This window comes from Bacillus cereus group sp. RP37 (assembly GCF_040459695.1).
GTDB lineage: Bacteria > Bacillota > Bacilli > Bacillales > Bacillaceae_G > Bacillus_A.
In genome coordinates, this window is record NZ_JARVHP010000001.1 from 2,594,485 (window position 1) to 2,616,466 (window position 21,982).

Below are 21,982 nucleotides of genomic sequence, written 5' to 3' on the forward strand. Positions count from 1 at the left end.
TCATAATATGAATGTAAAATTAAAATGAATGATACATTTTTTTACATTTGTGAAATTGTATATTTTATTTAGTATGAAAAATATGTAGATACATAATGACTTAATTAGTAAAAAGCATGAAATGGTTAATTAGTGAGAGAAAAAGATGGAAATAGGGGAACGTATTCGGCAAGTTCGTATGCATAAAGGATTGACACAGGGGGAGCTCGTATCAGAAATATGCTCAGTAACCTATTTAAGTAGAATTGAGAGTGGGAAAATCAAACCATCATCTTCTTTTTTAAAACAAGTTTCTAAGAAGCTGGGTGTTGATTGCGATTTTCTCATAGATGGCAATTACGAGGAGATAAAGCTTACTATTCTTAAAATATGTAATAAATATAAAAAAGATAAAAGTATTACAGAAGCTGACTTATCTTTGTTAGAATTATACGTTCGTGAAGTGGATTCAATCCATTTATTACTAAAGGTATATGGTGTACTTATATACTATCATGCCCGACAAAAAAACGTTTTGCATGTAAAGTCGCTTATAGATCAAGCTTCGCAAATGATACCAAGTCAGGTCGAACTACAAGATCCAGAAGATTATATTTATTACTTAAAAGCTCGAGGTTTATATTTTTATAATAAACAAGACTACATTGCTGCGCATGATATTTATGTACAGGCAGAGAGTTTACTTGGTGTAGAAGAAACTGAACAACATGGTCATATATACTATAATTTATGTCATGTATATAAGGAGCTTTATAAAGATAAAAGTATTAGTCGTTTGTATGCCTTAAAAACTTACAACGTATACAGAAAAAATGGTATGCAGAAAAACGTAATAAATACACTTTTAATGCTTGCAATATTGTATATTATGGATGAGTTATATGAAAAGGCACTTGAAATTTTACAGCAAGTAGAAAAAAGTTTGGCTATTAATGGTGATTCAAAGTATTTACCTATAATTTCTTATGATTACGGGAAAATTTATCAAGGTTTGAAAGACTATACGAATGCCATTAAATACTACGAAAAAACTTTGGAATTAAGTGAATTTTTATCACAGAAAGATCAAAAAGTTTATGCGTTACGAAACATGTTGGAGATTTACATAGAACTTAAAGATTGGAAAAATGTTAATAAAGTTATGAATGAAGCATTTCATTTTTTATCGATTTATGACGTACCAATTGCATATGTCCAACTATATGGTTTGAAAGCTAAAGTATTCAAAATACGTGGAGATTATTATGAATATGAAAAAAATATGCAAAAAGCAATTGAAGTAGGAGTAGAAAAAAACCAACAGCGTTTAGTTGCTGAATTATCCTATGAATTAGGTAACTTTTATAATGAAAATCGCTCTTATAAATTATCTGCGAAATTTTATAAAATATCAGTTGAAAATAAAATGGATTTATAAAGAAGTTTAGCCAAAATTCTTATAAATTGTAAAGGGTTATCCAAAAGAGTAGGGTATTTTATACCTTTTGGATAGCCTCTTTTTATTACTATTCTATAATTACTGGTCGATAAGGTATCGGTGAAGATAAAATCATCGAAGTTTTTACTGTACCAAATGGTATAACGATATCAATTAATTCCTCTAATTCTTTCATTGAGTGAACCGCTACTCTTAAGTAATAGCTACTTTCACCTGTCACCCGGTGACATTCAAGTATTCTATGTTCTTCGTATATTTTCTCCTCAAATTTTTTGCAGGGAATCTTTAAATTTTCGATTCTTAAAAATGCTTGAATTGATTTTCCAACTGCATCTAATGATATCCGAGCCGTATATTTCTCAAGTATTCCAGTATCTTGTAATCTCTTTAGTCTTTCTGTAACACTAGGGCGGCTGAGGTGTAAGTGTTCGGTCATTTCTGTAATTGTCATTCTGGCATCTTCTTGTAGTAATAGCGTTATTTTCTTATCAATTTCATCCATGAATTATGCTCCTTTGCAAAATTGAAAGTAAATTTCTGAAATAAATACATAATATAAAATCTCATGTTAAATTACATACACTTTTGTATATTGAATAGACTGATAACTTTCTATAATTAAAATATAAATGGAGGTGCATGTAATGTCTAATCATTTTGATGAAACAATTTCTATTACAAAAGGAACAGCCTTATACGTCGGAGCGGTTTTAGGATCGGGAATTCTTATATTACCTGGTATGACAGCAAGTGTAGCAGAAGGGAATGCGCTTGTTTCTTGGCTTGTTATGATATTACTTAGTATTCCACTTGCATTCACATTCGCTTTTTTATCGATTGAGCATCCGAGTGCAGGTGGAATTGCTACTTTTTCAGAAAAGGCTTTCGGTAAAAATATAGGTGCTATTATAGGCTGGTGTTTTTTTATTGCGGGTAGCGTTGGGCAAATCGTTGTCTCAATGACTGGTGGAATGTATATAGTGAAAGTGTTTGCTTTATCATCACATTTATCGTACGTTATAGCGCTTATTATTTTAAGTATTTCAATTGGTTTCAATTTATACGGGTTAAAAATGAGTGGATTATTTCAAATATGTATTGGTGTATTAACTTTATTTATCTTAATCGTAACAATTATCAGTTCGCTACCTTATATTGAAATGAACAATATAAATGTACATATTTGTATGCAAGAAGTAAATTCAATTTTAGATGCATCTTTATTAATTTTTTGGTCTTTTTTCGGTTGGGAAGCTATTGCAAGTTTAGCTCCAGAATTTAAAACACCTAGAAAAAGAAATATTATTTTATCTACGGGGGTTGCGATTGTTATTATTGGAGTTTTATATATTGGTATTGCATTATCAGTAATTGGAACGAAATCCTATCATATAAATGCTGATAATACTACAGCTCTCGTGCTTGTAATTAAGCAAACATTAGGCGATCAATTTGCATGGTTAATTGGATTTGTAGCTTTTATCATTTGTTTAGGGACAACAAATGCATTTATTGCAAGTATGGGACGCTTAGGTTATTCATTAGGAAAAGAAGAAGTTGCACCGCGGTATTTAGCACATATTAATAAAAAAAGAGAAACACCAACAAATGCAGTAAAAGTTGTAGGTTTTATTGCAATAATAGGTTTGTTAATAAGTTTCGTTTTCCATATTAGCATAGATAAAATTGTTTTAATACCGAATTCGTTAGGAATTGTTACATATATAGTCGGTACTGCGGCTGGAATGAAATTAATAAAGAATAGGTTAGGTAAAATTTTTTCTATAGTAGCTTTTACATGTTGTGTAGTTGTTTACCCTTTTATTGGAGGAGTAATACTGATTCCAGTAGCCGTAGCATTCATGTGCTTATGCTATGTGTGTTTCATTAACGGAAGTAAAGAATATCAATAAGACTTCGCTTTTAGAAATCTAAATATTTAAAGATGTTAAAATTTTACCATTTCTTATATAATTGTGTAGGGAGAACATCTGTAACTATTTGTAAAAATAGGGGGCGGCTATAAAAATGCACGAAATTGCTAGGTGGGATTTAGATCGATTGTATCCAATTGAGGATATTCTAACTCCAATATTGGGTTTGAAAGAACAATATTATGTGACAAAAGATGTAGTGATTCTTTCAAAACTTATACAAGCTATTGAAAAAGCAGAATACTATTTGTATTGCCGATCTGCTGAAGAAAGTGTTGCATCTGAAATTGCTTTATTGACAGTGAAAGTAAAAGAACTAAAAAGTGAAGTGCAGCATTTAATACAACAAAATGAAGTGGAAACTTCCAATAATAGTAACAATGGATTAATAAAAGATGAACTTAATGCGTGGGAAAGTATGTACATACAATTAAGGAATAGGATAGAAATAGAGCACAATGAAAAACAATTATCCTTTGGACAAGCAAATAATATTGCAATGAATAGTGATAATGAAAAGGAAAGATTAGAAGTATTCGAGTTATTAATAAGTGCTTTAAACGTGTATAAGAAAAGGAAAGCTTCCATTACATGGCATGAACTTATGACAGTAAAAGAAAATAATGAGGCTATTATTCCTTTTTCAGTAGCAGTAAAAAACATATATGATGCACTAAAAAATATAGATGAAGAATTGGCACAGTTCGCACAGAATGCAATAGCAAATGGATGGGTAGATGCTGAACCGAGAGATAATAAACCACCAGGTGGGTTTTGTGCTCCTTTTTTCAGTGAAAAAGAATCCCGTATTTCAATGCGTTATGATGGAACAATTGATAGTGTAAGAGTACTTGCTCATGAATTAGGACATGCTTGGCATTTTTATGTTATGAGTTTGGAACAATCTACTTCATTTTTAGATGATTACCTGCCAATGAGTACAGCAGAATCAGCATCTATTTTCTTTGAAACCGTGCTCATAAATTATCTAATTCAAACAACAGATAGTATAGATATGAAAAAGTCATTGCTTAGTTGGAAAATAAGAAACAGTTTTAATTATGTAATGGCGATTCGAGCATCGTTTGAATTTGAGAAGAATTTTTATGAAAAGTGTAAAGAAAGTTCTGTAAGTGCTGATGAAATTGAGAAGTTATCTATAGCAGCGCAAGAAAAAGCATATGGGAATGCATTATCAGAATATCAGCCGTTTGTTTGGATGAAATATGTTCAGTTTTATATAGCAGATATTCCTTTTTATAATTATCCATACACATTTGGCTATTTAGCTAGTTTTAGTTTATTAGAGATGGCTCAAGAAACTAAAAGTACTTTTCATTCGAAATATAAAGAGTTTTTACGAGAAACAGGAAAAGCTCCAGTGGAAGAGCTTATGAAAAAACATTTTGAAATAGATATAACAAGCTATGAATTTTGGGATAAAGCTTTTAAACAAATTTCTAAAGATATCGATGAATATTTGCAGCTTACGTAAGGGGAGAGTATAGTGGATTACCAGCTTATAAAAGGAATACCTTTTTCAACTTTAGAATACGCAAAAGCTATAAGTTTATTAAAAGGTTGGCTACATGAACAACAAGAGAAACCAAGGTTTGTAGTAACTGCAAATCCTGAAATTGTTATGTCTGCAAAGGAGACCACAGAAAAATCAAAGCAGTTTAAAAAGATGTTACTATCTGCGGATCTAATAACAGCGGATGGGATTGGCGTCATAATTGGCTCGAAAATATTGAAGGGAACTTTGAAAGAACGTGTTACTGGGGCAGATATCACTCATGATTTAATAAAATATTGTAATGACAATGGATACCGTGTCTTTCTTTTTGGAGCCGCACCAGAAAGTAATAAAAAGGCATTATTAAAATTAAATGAGCAGTTCCCAGGAGCACAGTTTAAAGGACAGCATGGATTTGTAAATGTTGAAGAAATAGAAGAAGTAAAAATAAAAATTAAGCAATTCAAGCCGCATTTATTGCTAGTAGGACTAGGTTCACCAAAACAAGAAGAATTCATCTATGAAAACATACAAACATTAAACGTTCCGCTATCTATTGGTATTGGAGGCATGATCGATATAATATCTGGTACTGTAAAAAGAGCACCGAAAATTATGAGGGATACTGGAACCGAATGGCTGTATAGGCTACTCTCACAGCCGAAACGGTTAAAGAGACAACTTGTACTTCCGAAATTTTTATTTTCGGTTATGTCTGAAAGAATTAAAGGGAGTAATTAATGAAGGGGACTACATACATGAACAAAATCGGCATTATCGGAGCAATGCAAATTGAAATAGACTTACTTTTAGAAAAACTAGTTATAAAAGAAGAACAAACAATTGCTGGAATACCTTTTTACGTTGGAGAATTCATGGGAACAGAAGTAATTATTACACGTTCTGGTGTAGGGAAAGTAAATGCAGCCGCATGTACGCAAACATTAATTCATAAATTTGATGTAAATGCTATCATCAATACAGGTGTTGCTGGCGGGTTACATCCGGATGTAAAAGTTGGCGATGTAGTTATTTCAACGAATGTTACCCATCATGATGTAAGTAAAACTCAAATGAAAAACTTATTCCCGTTCCAAGAAGAATTTGTCGCAAGTAAGGAATTAGTAGAGTTAGCACGTAAAGCATGCAATTGTAGTTGTTTACATATTGCGGTTCATGAAGGAAGAATTGTAAGCGGTGAATGTTTTGTTGAAGATTCAAACCTAAAAGCGAAGTTAATAGACGAATTTGCACCGCATTGTACAGAAATGGAAGGTGCAGCAATTGGACATGTTGCCCATATAAATGATATACCGTTTCTCGTTATAAGATGTATTTCAGACAGCGCAGACGATGAAGCACAAGTCTCTTATGATGACTTCGCGAAAACGGCGGCGAATTATTGTTCGGAAATTATCGTTGAGATGCTGAAAAATATATCAAGTAAAACTGTATTGTAATTCAAAAGGAGAGAGTAAAATGTTACAAGCATTAATTTTTGATATGGACGGAACGTTATTTCAAACAGATAAAATTTTAGAATTATCGTTAGATGATACTTTTGATCATTTACGCTCATTGCAATTATGGGATACGGTAACACCTATTGATAAATACCGTGAAATCATGGGTGTGCCTTTACCGAAAGTTTGGGAAGCGTTATTACCAAATCATTCTCTTGAAGTAAGAGAACAAACAGATGCATTTTTTTTAGAAAGATTAATTGAAAACATTAAGAGTGGAAAAGGTGCATTATACCCGAATGTAAAAGAAGTGTTAGCATATATAAAAGAAAATAGTTGTTCAATATATATTGCTAGTAATGGTTTAACTGAATATTTACGAGCAATCGTATCTTATTATGCTTTAGATCAATGGGTTACTGAAACATTTAGTATTGAACAAATAAACTCACTTAATAAAAGCGACTTAGTAAAAAGTATTTTGAATAAATATGATGTAAAAGAAGCAGCCGTAGTCGGGGATCGTTTATCTGATATAAATGCAGCTAAAGATAATGGCTTGATTGCGGTTGGATGCAATTTTGATTTTGCACAAGAAGATGAGCTTGCTCAAGCAGATATAGTAATAGATAATTTACTGGAGTTGAAGGGGATATTGCCTGCTGTGCAGAGATAATAAAGGTGTTTAATTTATAATAAAGTCATTTGAAAAATAATATAATTGTTTAAAAATCCTTCTTCCACTAACGAAGTAGATTAGCTCATTAAGGAATTAAAATAAGAACTTGTAGTTTCTGAAGAAATGGAAAATAGAAAGATTTTTTTATTCAAAATAGACACTGTTATTCAGAGATAGATTGAGATTTCAATTCATTTGTGATGCATTAGTAATAGTTTAATTTCTTGAAAATTGAGTAGAGGATTATAAAGTGTGTGTAGTTTTTTGCTAATTTCTATATATATTATTTTACGGAGGAAATATGCTTAAAGATAATTTTAAAATTGGTGATATTCCCGCGGTTTTATGGGGAGATAAAAGTGAAAAAATTTTTATTGCAGTACATGGAAATATGTCAAATAAGGAAGATACAGTTATTCAAATACTAGCTGAAGAAGCTAATCAAAAAGGTTATCAAGTATTAAGCTTTGATTTGCCTGAGCATGGAGAAAGAAAAAATGAAAATACTCCTTGCAAAGTACAGTTTTGTGTTAGGGAATTATCTATAATTATGGATTACGCAAAAGAACATTGGAAAGAAATAAGTGTGTTTGCATGTAGTATCGGATCTTATTTTAGCCTTTTAGCCTATCGAAATGATGTGATAGAAAAGGCATTATTTTTATCACCAGTAGTTAACATGGAACGAATTATCGAAAATATGATGAAATGGTTTAATGTAACACCAGAACTTTTGCAAAAAGAAATGACTATAGAGACACCGATTGATCAAAAATTATATTGGGATTATTTATGCTATGTAAAAGAGCATCCTATTAGTACATGGAATACAGATACATATATTATGTATGGAGCTAAGGATGAACTGTGTGAATTTGAAACTATTAACTATTTTACAAAAAAACATCGTTGTGAATTAGAAGTTATGGAGACAGGTGAACATTATTTTCATACTGAAGAACAGTTAAAGATATTTGAACAGTGGTTACACAAACATATAGATTAACAAATCATATTTTAATTTGAACCTGTTAGAGAAGAATGTTGAATTTATAAACTGATATTATATTTGAGAGACATTATAAATGTAAATGTATTCACTTAAACAAACAAGTGCTTTAGTTCGATAAGAATTAAACAACTTTATTCATGATTTTTGAGTACAAATACCTTTATATGTATAGAAATTAAACAATTAAATTATCGATTTACATCTGAAGTGAAGAATACACCTACTACGAATTGAATAAAGTAGCAACCATAAAAATGCTCAGAATAAATGATTCTTGAGCATTTTTATGTATTTTCATATTAAGGGGGGAATTTACTTGAAAGATATACATATTCGACAAATTAAGGATTTAATGATATACGAACACGATTATCTTGTTCAAGAAAGCAAAGAAGAAGGGTTTAATTTCCTAATAAAACTAAAAAGTGATTATGAAAATAAAATAAACACCTTTAATAAAACTGGTGAATGTTTATATGGTATTTTTCAAGTGGAAGGGCTAATTGGAATAGGAGGGCTAAATGAGGATCCATTTACAGAAAATAATAAGATTGGTAGGGTAAGGAGATTTTATATTGCAAAAGAATACCGAAGGAAAGGATTAGGGAGGTTACTGTTAGTACGAATTTTAAACGATGCGAAAAAATATTTTAATATTGTTGTCTTACATACAGATACAGAACAGGGTGACAAATTTTATACTTCGAGTGGATTTGTGAAAGGGACAAAATATGTGGGAGCGAGCCATTATTTGAACCTATATAAAAGGATGTAGTGAAGCAATATTTATCCCTCTCAACAGAACTTTTGTTCTGTTTCGTGTAGATAGATGGTATAATTTAGTTGAATCTATTATTGGAATGGGGAATTGGATGATGGGAGAAAATAAAATTATTAATGATTTCAATGAATATTCAATTTGGATACATACATTGAAAGGTATGAAAGAGGAAGTGTGGGTGGCACCAATATCAGAGGGGAAATGGACTGTTGGCGAAATCGTATCTCATATTATGAACTGGGATGACTATCTATTACGTAAGACATTATCGTCAGTGAGAAATGGACAGGGAATGGAGTTCCCTGATTTTGATACATATAATAAATTAGCATCTAATTATGCTAAATCAGGTATATCTAAGGTAAAACTTCTTGAAGAAGCAAAAGCTAAAAGAGAGTTACTCGTAAAAGAACTTAAATTACTGCCTGATGAAAATCTAAAGAAACCTTTAACAGCCAATGGGGTATCACACTGTCCTCATACTGGAACGCCGTATTCTCTTATATATATTATTAAAGAATTTATAGATCATGATAACCATCATAAAAGACAGGTTATTCATTTTTTAAATGAAAATGTAGTTGCTAACTGATAAATAAAAAATCCCGCAAATGATATTTGTGGGATCTTTCTTACATTATAATTTAACATTCATTTCTTTCAATAACCCCTTCGGATCACCTTTCACATAATAAAAGTGCGGATTGTTTTCATCATCGTAAAGCATAATATAAGGTTTTTCGTTAAGTGGAAGAAGAATAAGTACTTCATCAATTGTTGTATGTAACCATTGATTTGTAATAGAAACTGGTTTAGATAAAGGGATTTTTATCATGTGTCCATCTTTTGGAACGACATTTAAGTTTTTGAACGGGCCAGTAATGGATTTAGCATATTGAACAGCTTCTTTTTGAATAGCTGGATCTAAAGATTGTTTTTGAATGACCATTTCTTTTTGACAATCAAATACTTCAATTTGTTGATTTGTATTTGCAAGCGCATTTGTTGATAATAAGAAACAAAGAAGAGTAATGATCCCGATTTTTTTAATCATAATACAACACCTCGTTTTTACTATACCCTTAAAATGTTCAAATATTTTTCTGTCACATTGATGTAACAAAGAAGTTGTATAATACAATTGGTTTTTGTTTAAAAGCAATGGAGGATAATGTATGAGAGTATTAATAGCAGATGATGAACAAGATATGTTAAGGATTTTAAAGGCTTATTTCGAGAAAGAAGGCTTCGAGGTTTTATTAGCGAAAGATGGAGAGGAAGCACTTCAAATATTTTATGATGAAAAAATTGATTTAGCTATTTTAGACTGGATGATGCCGAAACATAGTGGTATTACTGTCTGTCAGGAAATAAAAAAGAACTCAAGTGTTAAAGTATTAATGCTTACGGCGAAAAGTGAAAGCGAAGATGAATTAGCAGCGCTTCAAAGTGGTGCAGATGAATACGTAAAAAAACCATTTCATCCAGGCGTATTAATAACTAGAGCGAAAAAGCTTATACAGCAAGATGATGTCATTCAAGTTCAAGATTTGAAAATAGATTTCACTAAAAATAAAGTTTATAAAAATGACAAAGAGTTAGATATTACAAAAACAGAGTTAGAATTAATAAAGTGTTTTTTAAATCATAAAGGCATGATTTTAACTCGTAAAAAATTGTTAGATATCGTATGGGGATTTGACTATTTTGGAGAAGAGCGAACTGTTGATACACATGTAAGAAGATTACGTAAAAAAGTAGGAGAAAATATTATAAAGACACATCGTGGTTTAGGATATAGTTTGGAGGAGCAGAGTGAATAAACTTGGAAAAAAGCTATTTCTCAGCATTTCTTTAACTGTTATTCTTATTTTTACGATTTCCTTATTATTAATTAACTATTTATTACCGAAATATAATATTTACAAAACGCGAGAAAGCTTAGAAGGTATTACAGCACAAATACAGTCCATACCGAGCGAGCAACTGGATGAAGTAATTACTAGCATTGAAAATAAAGGAAATGTTACGATTGCGTATACATCAATTAACAATTCGGAAGATCATATTAATGATGAGTTACGCATGCAACTTACAAAGAAAAGAGTTGCCCTTAATAAACTGTGGATTACAAAAGAAGAAATAATGAAAGTAAAAAACTTTGGACAATCGAATAAAATATATGATCAAGAGAAAATGAAATCTAGTTTTTTTGTGAAATATATTGCGAAAGACAATATGTTAATTTTGGTAGGAGTTTCTATCGCACATTCAAATGAAGTGATAAAAACGCTAAACTCATTTTATTTATACATATTAGGTATTACGATTTTTCTCATTATCGTACTTGTATGGATACTTTCAAAAACAATTACCAGACCATTGAAAGAATTAAGTGATGTTGCAGAAGATATTTCAAATTTGAAATTTGAACGAGCGAAAGTGAAAACAAATGATGAAATAGGGGACTTAGCTAATAGTATTAATATCATGAGTGAAAAACTACATGAAGCGCATGAAGATTTAACAGATCGAAATGAACATTTAAAACGATTTATGGGTGATGTGACACACGAATTAAAAACTCCAATCGCATTAGTGAAAGCATATTCTATGGGAATAAAAGATGGTTTAGATGATGGTACATACATAAATACAATCATTAAACAAACTGATCACATATCAAACCTAATTGAAGAGTTATTAAGATTTTCTAAATTAGAAAGAGATGTTTTAGAAAAAGAAGAATTCGCTATTAAATCACTAGTCCAAAGTATATTAGATAAGCATAAGATTGAACTGGAATCGAAAGGAATTGATTTGCATGTGAACTATAATGTTGGCGATGCAGTTGTTTATGCTGATGTAAATAAAATGAGAATGGTGTTTCAAAATTTAATATCTAATGCGATAAAATATACAGCAAATCAAAATATAAAAATTACTTTAGAAAATCGAAATGAAAATATATATTTTCAAATTCAAAATGGTATGAATGCGGAACAGATGAAAGATATCGATAAAATTTGGGAACCTTTTTACGTCTTAGAATCTTCTCGTAGTAAAGACCATTCAGGTACAGGATTAGGCTTAGCGATCGTGAAAAGTATTTTAGAAAGACATGGTTTTGACTATGGAGTATCTACTATAGAGGGAGAAATACGATTTTATATTCATATGAAGAAAGTCTAATTCAATACTATTAGAAGCATCGTCTATTATTAGGCGATGTTTTTTATTGATTATATGAGAGTGGTAAATCAGGATATATAATCTTGAAAGCTCGTTGGAAGAGTGTTCTACAAATTTCTCAAGTTGTTGTATAAAATATAAACTGAATTTTCTGTAATTTTATTGTATAGTAAAAGGAGAAATATATGGGGAGGGAAGGGTATGGGGAAAAAGAAAATAGCAACACTATCAGCAATATTATCTTTATCAATTACATCAGGAGTTTCTAGCATGACTGCATATGCAGACAATAAAGAAACAAACTACATAAATGAGAATGACGTGAGGTTAAATGGAAATGTTTCAGAAGCGTTACGTTCAAACACGAAGATAGAATTAGAAAATGGGATGACAAAACCGATTTATTCGCTTGATGAAGCAATTATTGAAAATTTATTTGTAGAAACAGAAGTTGATAGTGATCGAGATGGAAAAAAGGATCGTGTATCAGTAAAAGTTATGCGTCCAAAAACTGATTCGAATGTGAAAGTTCCCGTTATTTATGAAATGAGTCCATATCGATCTGGCTTAAAAGATGTTCCTGTATATAATGTAGATGAAGAATTGTATGCGTATGAAGGGAAACCGTATGGAGCTGTTAATCTTGGTTCATACGGAAATTATTATGTGCCAAGAGGCTATGCAGTCATTTTAGGTGAAAGTATTGGAACTGGGAAATCAGATGGATGTCCGACTACTGGGGATGAGCAAGAAATATTAGGGACGAAATCTGTCATTGATTGGGTGAATGGACGTGCGAAAGCATATACAGAAAATGGTGAGGAAGTTAAGGCTGATTGGTCTACAGGAAATGTAGGTATGACAGGAGTCTCTTATAATGGTACGTTACCAAATGCAGTTGCGACGACTGGTGTTGAAGGTTTAAAAACTATTATTCCAATTGCAGCGATTAGTAGTTGGTACGATTATTATCGTGCAAATGGTGCAGTCATTGCGCCAGGTGGATACCAAGGAGAAGATACAGATAATATGGCAGAAGCAGTACTAACAAGGGAAAATCCTGAAGTTTGCGGAAAAGTAATAAAAGAGCTAACAGCTGGACAGGACCGGAAAACTGGTAATTATAATGATTTTTGGGATAAACGTAATTATGTAAAAGATGCTAAAAACGTAAAAGCGAGTGTATTTGTTGTTCATGGTTTAAATGATTGGAATGTAAAAACGAAGCAGTTCTCGCAATGGTGGGAAGCACTTGGAGAAAATGATGTCCCTCGTAAAATGTGGTTACATCAAGGTGGACACGGTGGAACATCAACTAATGACTGGCAAAGAATACAAAATAAATGGTTCGATTACTGGTTGTATGGAATTGAAAATGGGATTATGAATGAACCGATGGTTGATGTACAACGTGAAAATAAAACTTGGGAAAAATTAAAAAACTGGCCAGATCCATCAGCTGTGCCGTCAAAAGTTCGTATGTATTTAAGTAACAAAGCAGTTAATTTGCCATTAAGTATGGGCTCTGCAAATAAAGTTTTCTCATTCGTAGATGATGCGAAAATGAAATCAAACCAATTAGTAGCAAACCCAGAATTAGAAGTGGCAAATCGATTAGTGTATACAATGCCTGTATTACAAAAGGATATGAGAATAAGCGGGACACCCAAAATTTCAATCAAAGGAAATATTAATCGTCCTGTATCAAATTTAACAGCATTACTTGTTGATTACGGCGGAGCAAAACCTGAAATTGTTACGAGGGGTTGGATGGACCCACAAAATTTAAATAGTATAAAAGATTCAACAGCACTTCAATCTGGAAAAGATTATACATTTACATGGGACATGCAGCCTGATGATTATGTATTTAAAGCGGGGCATCAAATTGGAGTCGTTTTAATCGCTAGTGACTATGATTATACAATTAGACCGAAAGCGGGTACGAAGCTTACAGTAAAATTAAGCGAAGTGACATTACCGATTGTGAAATAAATGATGTTTAATGAAGAGCTTACTATATAGTAAGCTCTTTAAACTTTGAAATATAAATGCATTACCAATGCCATGAGTTTAATATGAATTTTTATTAGCAGAAACAAAAATACTTATGATAAATAAAACAATCGCATTTAAGATTAAAAGTCCACTAAACGTTAACCCAGCAGCACCTCCAGCGAATCCATCTCCAACTTTTTCACCAATTACATGCAAAGTGGTGAAGAAAACGATGGGGGAAGAAAGAATGAAAATGCCACTGGTAATTCTCCATATTTGCCTATATTTCTTTGCAATAAAGAAAATTACAGTATTAAAAGCAATAAGAAGTAAAAGAAATATAATGAATGAATTCATCATATCCTCCTTCCGGTAAAATTCCGAATTTTCATTTTTATATTTTCATCTAGAAGGAAATATTATACAATATGATTATATTCTATTCTATGGAAAGCGAGTGATATATTATGACAGTCAGCTCTTTCGAATTTTTATTAAAAGTAAAGGTACAGGAAGATTAATTGAGTTGAAATCTTCCGTACTTAAAAACGGAGGAGAAAATAAATGTTTAGTTTTTATAGTACACTTTGCACGGAACTTTATGATTACACAAAACCTGTCGGTTATTCTTTAAATGGTGATATTGAGTATTATCAAGAACGTTTAAAAAATGGTAGAGGAAGAATTCTAGAAGCAGCAGTAGGATCAGGTCGGGTCATCATCCCGCTTCTTGAGGCTGGTTTTACAGTGGATGGGATAGATTATTCACCTGAAATGTTAGATTCTTGCCGTATACGCTGTACAGAGAGAGGTTTACATCCTAATTTATATGAAGGAAGCTTACAAAAATTTTCACTGCCGCATAAATATGAGGCAATTATCATTCCAACTGGATCTTTTTGTTTAATTGAAAATCGAGATGATTCTATAAACGCATTGAAATGTTGTTATGAACATCTTAATCCTGGGGGACGATTAATTGTAGATATTATGCTTCCGCATGACTGGAAGACTGGAGAGATTCATACATCGACTTTTTCTTTACCAAGTGGAGACGGAATTACATTAGAAAATAAATCAATTGAAATAGATTGGCTGAACCAAGTTACTCTATCATATTTAAAATATGAAAAATGGAGTAAAGGACAGTTAGTACAAACAGAACTACAGCGCTTTGCGATGCGCTGGTATGGGATAGACGAGTTCAGAATTCTGTTAGAAAGTATAGGTTTCTCTAACATTACTTGCTCTGCTGACTATGTTTATGAAAAAGAACCGTCAAATGCAAATCAAATGTTTACTTTTGAAGCTGTGCGAAACGATAAATAAAAGAACTATCTATGAAATAAGGTAATTGATATAATATCGATTGCCTTATTTTAATTGTATATTGCTTACATGTTATTACGTTTCATTGTCCAAGCATTTTGCTACTAATTACATATACTATTTATGTTAAAGTCAGCTACTATTTTATATAGGGCTGTTATTTTCCTATAAATGCTATTTTAGTGAAGTGGGAGGAATCAATTTGGAAAACGTAGAACAAGATAGAATTGAAAATCAAGTGTATTCAAATCGTGTAGTAAGATCAGAATTTGATGCGAATTGGGAAACATGTATATCAAAAAGCGGTTATGTAATTTATGTAGCAACAAGTAATAATGCTGAAGTAATAGTACTTCTTGCAGACGGTTCAAGTAAGTTATTAATTTTCGAAAAAGGTGGTAAAGTAGTAGTAGGCGGCGGTGGAACAAGTCATTACAGTAAGCCGCATATTGCAAGAAATATTTAAGGTAGAACATGTTAATTGAGAAGAAACTGGATAACGGTTAGTCAGTCCTGTTTAGAGCATGAATGACTAACCGCTTTTATTTGTTTAAATCATTTTAGTAGAACTTAATTTATTACAAATACTTTTGGATGATCAGAGAAGTTTGAAGGGAATTGTACGGATCAGTATTTGAAATATAATGTAGGGTTTGGAGAATCCTATAAGCAATATAAAAAAGCATTTCCTATTTCGGGAAATGCTTTTTCTATGTTATAGTATAATAGTGTTTTGAAACGATGTTATTTTAATATACTTCAAATTTTGTTGTGTATTATTTTTATATTAAATCAGTTGCTTAAGTATTTTTTTATATAAGGAGTAATAATAAGAGAAATGAAAAATATAGACTTTATACTAGAAAGTGATGAGGCATTAAAACCGTCTGAACGATTAGTACTATTATTATTAGAGAAGCATAGAATGTTATATACGAACGATCTATTAGCATTATCTAATTTATCATATAAAACATTAACGGATTCATTAACGGCGCTTGTTTTAAAATCATATGTGTTAAAGGAAACAGGCAAGGGAAGAAGACAGAATTGTTATAGATTGGTATGATAAGACTGCTGATTTTAGAGAGGTCGCATTAACGTTTTTCAAATATAAGGATAAATTATATTTTTGTTTTCAAATGAAAAAGCGTACCGTGATGTGCACTTGAATATTTGAATTTCATTTTTGTTAATGATAATTCTATCATTATCCAAAATAGAAAAATAAAATAAACTGCATAAAAAAGAAATAAAAAAACAATCCGTTTTAAAAATGGATTGTTTTTTATTGGAAAAATATTATTTGATATGTTGAAAGTATGAATGATTAATCTACTACGCTTGTATACTTTTCAGGTAATAATTCCATTACGTTACATTTTACAAGTTCACCATTATAAGAAAGTATAACGTTCGTATTTTTTCCGTAATCACTTATTAATTCTCGACACATACCACATGGAGCAACAACCCAACATTTTTCTATATCTTCATGAGGGTGTGGGTGAGCAACTGCTACAATGGTATCAAATTCATGATCACCTTCTGAAATAGATTTTCCAATCGCCATAGCTTCACCACATACTGTTATCCTTCCAACATTCGCTTCAACATGCACTGCTGCATATATATTACCTGTTTTAGTTCGTACAGCGGAACCGATATGATGGCGACCATATTTATAGTTTTTTTCAATTACTTTTTCAGCAGCTGTAATTAAATCATAGTCTTCACTATTTAAAGGCATTACTTGTAACATAATTTTCCCTCCATATTAAATATGATTAGTGTTATTTTGACGGAAAATTTTAATATTTAAAATAAAAGATGAAAACTGAATAGATAATATTATTATGTAAACTGATATTTTAACAGGAAAATTTAATAATTAATAGAACATACCAAAGAGAATACTTTAATATTTTGATAGGTGGGAGAGTATTATGGGGATTTTACAATCAATAGTTCCAGCTGTTATAAGTGGTAATAAGGTAGAAGTGGTAGAGTTTATAAAGATGAATCCAAGTGCGGTTAATAAATTTAGTGACGATGGTTGGACTCTACTTCATTTAGCGGCTTATTTGGGACAAAAAGAGCTAGCAAGTTTTCTTTTAGAAAGTGGTGCAGATATACATATTAGAGCAAAAAACGAAAATGAAAATACACCTTTGCAAGCGGCAATCGCGAATAAACAAAGTGAGCTTGTTGCTTTCTTAATTGAAAAAGGATCAGATGTAAACGTTATTCAAAGTGGAGGTTGGACAGGGTTACATGAAGCAGCATTATTAGGAAGTGAAGAAATAATTATTTTACTCCTTGAAAATGGAGCTAGTAAGATGATTAAGAAAAATGATGGGAAAACAGCGTATGATATTGCGTTAGAAAAAGGATATGATCACCTTTTACATTATTTAAAACAGGAAGTGAACGTATGATAAATAAATGGATCGTAGGCATATTTTTATTTAATGATGTAGAAGTGTTAGATTTTGCAGGGCCATTTGAAGTTTTTTCTGTAACTGAAGCGGATAAAGAAAAACCATTTACTGTGTATACAGTTAGCCAAAATGGAGAAATGATTACAGCAAGAAACGGATTAAAGGTAAAGCCGGATTATAGCATTGAAGATTTACCACCAATTGATATTTTAATTATTCCAGGTGGTAAAGGCGTTCGGGAAAATGAAGTGAAAAATGGTATTATAATAGATTGGGTTCGTCAGCAAATGAAAGAAGTAAAGATAATGACTTCAGTTTGTACTGGTGCGCTTTTACTCGCGAAAGCCGGTTTACTGGAAGGTTTACAAGCAACAACGCATTGGGCTAGTATTCAAACTTTCAAAAAAGACTTCCCGAATGTAGAAGTAATGGAGAATGTGAAATTTGTAGATGAAGGACACATTATTACATCGGCAGGTATTTCAGCTGGTATTAACATGTCATTTCATATTGTGAAAAATTTGTTAGGTGTGGAGGTTGCAGAGGAAACAGCGAAAAGCATGGAATATGATATAGATTTACAAAATTAAAAAGCCCGATTTGGGCTTTTTTTATATTGAATGTATATAGGTAAGTGCCGTAAGAATTGATTTATAATCCAACTTCTAATTCTGAATCAGTAATTTCGGTTTTATCGAATGTACGAAAATGCAGCTTTTTTCTCCTTATAAGCATGTTAAAACGAGGAGAAATTTCGTATGTAAAAAAACTCTTCTACAATAATAGAAAAAGAATAACAGAAACTACTATTTTATGGCAGCATACATAAAAAAATGCAATGTAAATATGGAAATGTCGTCGAATGTTATCTTTAATTGGTTAATTTGTAAGATATTTTTGTGAAGGAGCTTATTTTATAAGAATAGAATTATAGTTAGTAAGGGATTATGCCGAGGGTAGTGAAAATATATGTGTTAGGGGGATTTCATAATGAGGAAACTCAAGCGAATAAATGTTCCTAATATAGAAGAGCAACTATCACAGCCTAATGAGAAGCGAGCAATTAATAAGAAAAAACTAAGGCGATTTATATTCATGTTTATATTTATTGCGGCGGCTACTTTGTACGTTCAATTTATTTTAACGAAACAACAAGAAATAATCGTTGAAAAAAAAGACACAATAATGAATCAAAAAAAACAATTGGTTTCTTTAGAGAAAGATAAGGCTACTTTAAAGACTAACATAGAAAATTTAACAGACGATGAGGAAGAGATTTTGCAGTTTGCGAGAAAAGAATATCAATTTTCTAAGTCAAATGAAACAATATTTGTGATGCCGAAGTAGTGTAATAGAACAGTTAGCGATAGCTAGCTGTTTTTTCATGTATGAATGGCATGGTACAAGAAACAATCACATATTGTAAACATGAAGAGTTTGAACTGTTTTTATAATTATGGAATATACATCGAAATAAATGTTGTTAAAATTCTGTCAATTGTATTATAATACAAGGTAAGCGGATACATTTTTTAATCAACGTTGAGTTTATCACTCATACGACTATTAAGAAAACCGTTATCCCGTATTAGAAAGGAAGATAGCTGTGTACGCTTCAAATACAATTTATATCGTAGGGGATGCGAAAGCACCTCAAAATAATCCCATTACTGAAAAGTTCAAAAGTTATTTTGTAGCATTTGTACTTGTTAAGGAGACTGGGGAAATTGTAGATGCAGATTGCTCAGCGACAATTGCATTAACATCTCAATTCGTTAAATATTTGTTTCTACATAAAAATATTAATGATCCATTATTAGTAACAGAAATAAAAAATAGATACTTTGGTTCGTCTCAAAAGGCACTACTTGTAGCATTAAAAGATGCACAGAAAAAATATAATCAAATCGCTGCTTTGTCTACCCATTCATAGACAAAATCCAGCCGTAAGAATCTTCTTACGGCTGGATTTTTTTATTTCACATTATCCTCCTACATGAAAAGTAAGTGAAAGAGGAGATGAATTGTCCGTAAAAAAATGAATTTGTTTTTGAGGATTAAGATTCCACTTTGTCAGACAACGAAAGGATGAACAATATGAAAATTACCGATGTAAAAGTAAATCGTAGACGTGTCAATCTTCATACACCGTTTAAAACAGCGCTTCGTACCGTAACCGAAATAGAAAGTATAGATGTATATATTCATACAGATGAAGGAATTGTTGGCAAGGGCGCTGCAGCCGCAACACCAGTTATTACGGGTGATTTTGCTAACGGGATTGAAGAAGCAATTGTGGGGCCGATGCGTTCTTGTTTAATTGGTCAAGATATCATTCAATTTCAGCAGTTACTGCAGCACATTCAAATGAGTTGTATTGGAAATCCAAGTGCAAAAGCGGCGGTAGATATCGCTTTATATGATGTGTATTGTCAATATCAAAACGTTCCACTTTACGCATTATTAGGCGGGAAGAAAGAAATTCATACAGATATTACGGTGAGTGTAGATGAACCTTTTATTATGGCGAAAGAGGCAAAGCAACATGTAGAAAAAGGATTTCAAACTTTAAAAATTAAAGTAGGGAAATCTGCTCATTTAGACTTAGAACGTATTGAAGCGATTCGACATAGCGTACCAAAAAATACGACGTTACGATTAGATGCAAATCAAGGGTGGAATCCAAAAGAAGCGGTTTCTATCATTAAAGAAATGGAAAATCGTAATTTAAATATCGAATTTATTGAACAACCTGTTCATGCGAAAGATTGGGATGGATTAAAGTACGTTAAAGATCATGTACAAACGCCTATTATGGCAGATGAAAGCATATTTACAGCGAGTGATGCATTGAAAATCGTGCAAGGAAGATATGCAGACTTAATCAATATTAAATTAATGAAGTGTGGTGGCATACGTGAAGCGTGGCGTATTGCCGATATCGCTGAAACAGCTGGAGTAAAATGTATGGTGGGAAGCATGATGGAATCTTCCATTTCTGTTAGCGCTGTAGCCCATTTAGCTGCTGCACATCCTAATATTCATTACTTCGATCTGGATGCACCGCTTTGGTTAATGGAAGAACCGGAAGGAATGACTTATTCTGGATCAAAGGTAAACCTTCAATCGACTGTGAATAGTAAATCTTAGGAGAAGAGACTAGTAAACTATCTTTTAAGGGGGATATTTATGAAAAAAGTAGGAACTGCATTTTTAACAACTTTATTTATATTTTCATCGTTTACATCAGCAAATGCTGAAGAGAAGAAAGATAGTAAGGCATTTATCGATGTATCTGCCGCAACACTTTGGACCGCGCCTGATTCATTACGACCAATTGATGTACCAAGCGCTACAAATCCAGTTGATTTATGGAAGTGGACGAAATCAATGACGCTTGATGAGAAACTGTGGTTAACAAATGCAAATAAATTAGAAACGCAAGCGCTATTAGGTCAAGAAGTAACGGTTGTTGATAAAAAAGGGGACTGGGTGAAAGTGTTAGTCCATGGTCAACCAACACCACGAAATGAAGAAGGGTATCCAGGATGGATGCCTGAAAAACAATTAACATATAATCAGGAATTTGCAGATAAAACAAACGAACCTTTCGTTTTAGTAACGAAACCGACAGCTATTTTATATATAAATCCTTCTGAAAAACATAAATCGCTCGAAGTGAGCTATAATACGCGACTGCCTTTACTTAGTGAAGATACAATTTCATACCGCGTATTGTTACCAAACGGGCAGAAAGCTTGGCTACGAAAAAATGACGGAACTGTTTATCGCTCCCAAAATGATATTCCAACTCCGGCGGCCGATGATTTAATAAACACAGGGAAAATGTTTTTAGGATTACCGTATATATGGGCTGGTACAAGTGGTTTTGGATTTGATTGCTCTGGATTTACACATACAATTTATAAATCGCACGGTATTACAATACCGCGGGATTCTGGTCCACAATCAAGAAATGGAGTTGCAGTTGATAAAGAACATTTACAAAAAGGAGATTTAATTTTCTTTGCACATGATCAGGGAAAAGGCAGTGTTCATCATGTAGGGATGTATATTGGTGACGGAAATATGATTCACTCACCAAGAGCGGAAAGATCAGTAGAGATTATACCGCTAAATACACCTGGATATATAGAAGAATACGCTGGTGCTCGTCGTTACTTACCTTAAAAAATAGA

General features: G+C 32.0%; 25 protein-coding genes. 21 read left to right on the top strand and 4 right to left on the bottom strand.

What is annotated here, in order from left to right; all coding sequences use genetic code 11:
* The first annotated feature begins 145 nt into the window (after nt 1–145).
* Entirely contained in the window at nt 146–1,417 is a 1,272-nt protein-coding gene (locus tag QCI44_RS13810) for a helix-turn-helix domain-containing protein (protein ID WP_098486475.1), read from the top strand.
* Between the two features lie 88 nt (nt 1,418–1,505).
* On the opposite strand, the gene QCI44_RS13815 is transcribed toward QCI44_RS13810, so the two are convergent.
* Entirely contained in the window at nt 1,506–1,940 is a 435-nt protein-coding gene (locus QCI44_RS13815; RefSeq protein WP_016087488.1) for an Lrp/AsnC family transcriptional regulator, read from the bottom strand.
* Between the two features lie 142 nt (nt 1,941–2,082).
* On the opposite strand from QCI44_RS13815, the gene QCI44_RS13820 reads away from it, so the two are divergent.
* The 8 genes from QCI44_RS13820 to QCI44_RS13855 all read left to right on the top strand — a co-directional run bounded on the left by QCI44_RS13820 (nt 2,083) and on the right by QCI44_RS13855 (nt 9,415).
* Nucleotides 2,083–3,351, top strand: coding sequence for an APC family permease (locus QCI44_RS13820; protein WP_016087489.1), 1,269 nt, complete (start codon nt 2,083–2,085; stop codon nt 3,349–3,351).
* Between the two features lie 115 nt (nt 3,352–3,466).
* The gene (locus tag QCI44_RS13825) at nt 3,467–4,867 is read left to right on the top strand and encodes a M3 family metallopeptidase (RefSeq protein WP_353811205.1); all 1,401 of its coding nucleotides are present in this window, start codon (nt 3,467–3,469) and stop codon (nt 4,865–4,867) included.
* 12 nt (nt 4,868–4,879) lie between these two features.
* On the top strand, nt 4,880–5,629 hold the full coding sequence (locus QCI44_RS13830) for a WecB/TagA/CpsF family glycosyltransferase (protein ID WP_000386252.1): 750 nt from the start codon (nt 4,880–4,882) through the stop codon (nt 5,627–5,629).
* A gap of 17 nt (nt 5,630–5,646) precedes the next feature.
* The gene (locus QCI44_RS13835) at nt 5,647–6,348 is read left to right on the top strand and encodes a 5'-methylthioadenosine/adenosylhomocysteine nucleosidase (RefSeq protein ID WP_033660080.1); all 702 of its coding nucleotides are present in this window, start codon (nt 5,647–5,649) and stop codon (nt 6,346–6,348) included.
* A gap of 19 nt (nt 6,349–6,367) precedes the next feature.
* Nucleotides 6,368–7,027, top strand: a complete 660-nt coding sequence (locus QCI44_RS13840; RefSeq protein ID WP_098560213.1) for an HAD family hydrolase — start codon at nt 6,368–6,370, stop codon at nt 7,025–7,027.
* Between the two features lie 304 nt (nt 7,028–7,331).
* Nucleotides 7,332–8,036 carry an alpha/beta hydrolase gene (locus tag QCI44_RS13845; protein WP_016134733.1) on the top strand — a complete coding sequence of 235 codons (705 nt, stop codon included), beginning with the start codon at nt 7,332–7,334 and terminating at the stop codon, nt 8,034–8,036.
* Nucleotides 8,037–8,358: 322 nt separating this feature from the next.
* Nucleotides 8,359–8,817, top strand: coding sequence for a GNAT family N-acetyltransferase (locus QCI44_RS13850; RefSeq protein WP_116349098.1), 459 nt, complete (start codon nt 8,359–8,361; stop codon nt 8,815–8,817).
* A 100-nt stretch (nt 8,818–8,917) separates the two neighbouring features.
* A complete protein-coding gene (locus tag QCI44_RS13855; RefSeq protein ID WP_353811206.1) occupies nt 8,918–9,415 on the top strand; it encodes a DinB family protein in 498 nt (165 codons plus the stop codon).
* Nucleotides 9,416–9,460: 45 nt separating this feature from the next.
* On the opposite strand, the gene QCI44_RS13860 is transcribed toward QCI44_RS13855, so the two are convergent.
* Nucleotides 9,461–9,877 carry a hypothetical protein gene (locus QCI44_RS13860; protein ID WP_098560212.1) on the bottom strand — a complete coding sequence of 139 codons (417 nt, stop codon included), beginning with the start codon at nt 9,875–9,877 and terminating at the stop codon, nt 9,461–9,463.
* A 121-nt stretch (nt 9,878–9,998) separates the two neighbouring features.
* On the opposite strand from QCI44_RS13860, the gene QCI44_RS13865 reads away from it, so the two are divergent.
* From QCI44_RS13865 to QCI44_RS13875, 3 genes are all read left to right on the top strand, one after another.
* Nucleotides 9,999–10,646, top strand: coding sequence for a response regulator transcription factor (locus QCI44_RS13865; protein WP_016087498.1), 648 nt, complete (start codon nt 9,999–10,001; stop codon nt 10,644–10,646).
* Nucleotides 10,639–12,015, top strand: coding sequence for a sensor histidine kinase (locus QCI44_RS13870; RefSeq protein ID WP_016087499.1), 1,377 nt, complete (start codon nt 10,639–10,641; stop codon nt 12,013–12,015). Before QCI44_RS13865 ends, QCI44_RS13870 begins: the two co-directional genes overlap by 8 nt.
* A 201-nt stretch (nt 12,016–12,216) precedes the next feature.
* Entirely contained in the window at nt 12,217–14,010 is a 1,794-nt protein-coding gene (locus QCI44_RS13875; protein WP_016087500.1) for a Xaa-Pro dipeptidyl-peptidase, read from the top strand.
* Between the two features lie 78 nt (nt 14,011–14,088).
* Here QCI44_RS13875 and QCI44_RS13880 read toward each other — a convergent pair whose 3' ends face one another.
* Complete coding sequence (locus QCI44_RS13880; protein ID WP_016087501.1) at nt 14,089–14,370, bottom strand: hypothetical protein; 282 nt, start codon at nt 14,368–14,370, stop codon at nt 14,089–14,091.
* 207 nt (nt 14,371–14,577) lie between these two features.
* Here QCI44_RS13880 and QCI44_RS13885 point away from each other — a divergent pair, with 207 nt between their 5' ends.
* The 3 genes from QCI44_RS13885 to QCI44_RS13895 all read left to right on the top strand — a co-directional run bounded on the left by QCI44_RS13885 (nt 14,578) and on the right by QCI44_RS13895 (nt 16,411).
* Nucleotides 14,578–15,342: a class I SAM-dependent methyltransferase gene (locus QCI44_RS13885; protein ID WP_016134727.1), complete on the top strand. Its 765-nt coding sequence runs from the start codon at nt 14,578–14,580 to the stop codon at nt 15,340–15,342.
* A 202-nt stretch (nt 15,343–15,544) separates the two neighbouring features.
* Nucleotides 15,545–15,808 (top strand): hypothetical protein, encoded by a 264-nt coding sequence (locus QCI44_RS13890; RefSeq protein WP_000432423.1) that lies wholly within the window; start codon nt 15,545–15,547, stop codon nt 15,806–15,808.
* Nucleotides 15,809–16,180: 372 nt separating this feature from the next.
* The gene (locus tag QCI44_RS13895; RefSeq protein ID WP_000789031.1) at nt 16,181–16,411 is read left to right on the top strand and encodes a hypothetical protein; all 231 of its coding nucleotides are present in this window, start codon (nt 16,181–16,183) and stop codon (nt 16,409–16,411) included.
* Nucleotides 16,412–16,672: 261 nt separating this feature from the next.
* Here QCI44_RS13895 and QCI44_RS13900 read toward each other — a convergent pair whose 3' ends face one another.
* Nucleotides 16,673–17,104 (bottom strand): cytidine deaminase, encoded by a 432-nt coding sequence (locus QCI44_RS13900; RefSeq protein WP_016134726.1) that lies wholly within the window; start codon nt 17,102–17,104, stop codon nt 16,673–16,675.
* Between the two features lie 184 nt (nt 17,105–17,288).
* Here QCI44_RS13900 and QCI44_RS13905 point away from each other — a divergent pair, with 184 nt between their 5' ends.
* The 6 genes from QCI44_RS13905 (at nt 17,289) to QCI44_RS13930 (ending at nt 21,974) form a co-directional block, all read left to right on the top strand.
* Nucleotides 17,289–17,780 carry an ankyrin repeat domain-containing protein gene (locus QCI44_RS13905; RefSeq protein WP_088083830.1) on the top strand — a complete coding sequence of 164 codons (492 nt, stop codon included), beginning with the start codon at nt 17,289–17,291 and terminating at the stop codon, nt 17,778–17,780.
* Entirely contained in the window at nt 17,777–18,373 is a 597-nt protein-coding gene (locus QCI44_RS13910; protein ID WP_353811207.1) for a DJ-1/PfpI family protein, read from the top strand. The genes QCI44_RS13905 and QCI44_RS13910 overlap by 4 nt, the downstream gene beginning before the upstream one ends.
* Before the next feature lie 400 nt (nt 18,374–18,773).
* Nucleotides 18,774–19,130, top strand: a complete 357-nt coding sequence (locus QCI44_RS13915) for an FtsB family cell division protein (RefSeq protein WP_016134723.1) — start codon at nt 18,774–18,776, stop codon at nt 19,128–19,130.
* 259 nt (nt 19,131–19,389) lie between these two features.
* Nucleotides 19,390–19,716, top strand: coding sequence for a DUF3870 domain-containing protein (locus tag QCI44_RS13920; RefSeq protein ID WP_000271317.1), 327 nt, complete (start codon nt 19,390–19,392; stop codon nt 19,714–19,716).
* 155 nt (nt 19,717–19,871) lie between these two features.
* Nucleotides 19,872–20,933, top strand: a complete 1,062-nt coding sequence (locus tag QCI44_RS13925; RefSeq protein ID WP_116329350.1) for a dipeptide epimerase — start codon at nt 19,872–19,874, stop codon at nt 20,931–20,933.
* A gap of 39 nt (nt 20,934–20,972) precedes the next feature.
* Nucleotides 20,973–21,974 (top strand): C40 family peptidase, encoded by a 1,002-nt coding sequence (locus QCI44_RS13930; RefSeq protein ID WP_116363396.1) that lies wholly within the window; start codon nt 20,973–20,975, stop codon nt 21,972–21,974.
* Nucleotides 21,975–21,982 lie beyond the last annotated feature (8 nt).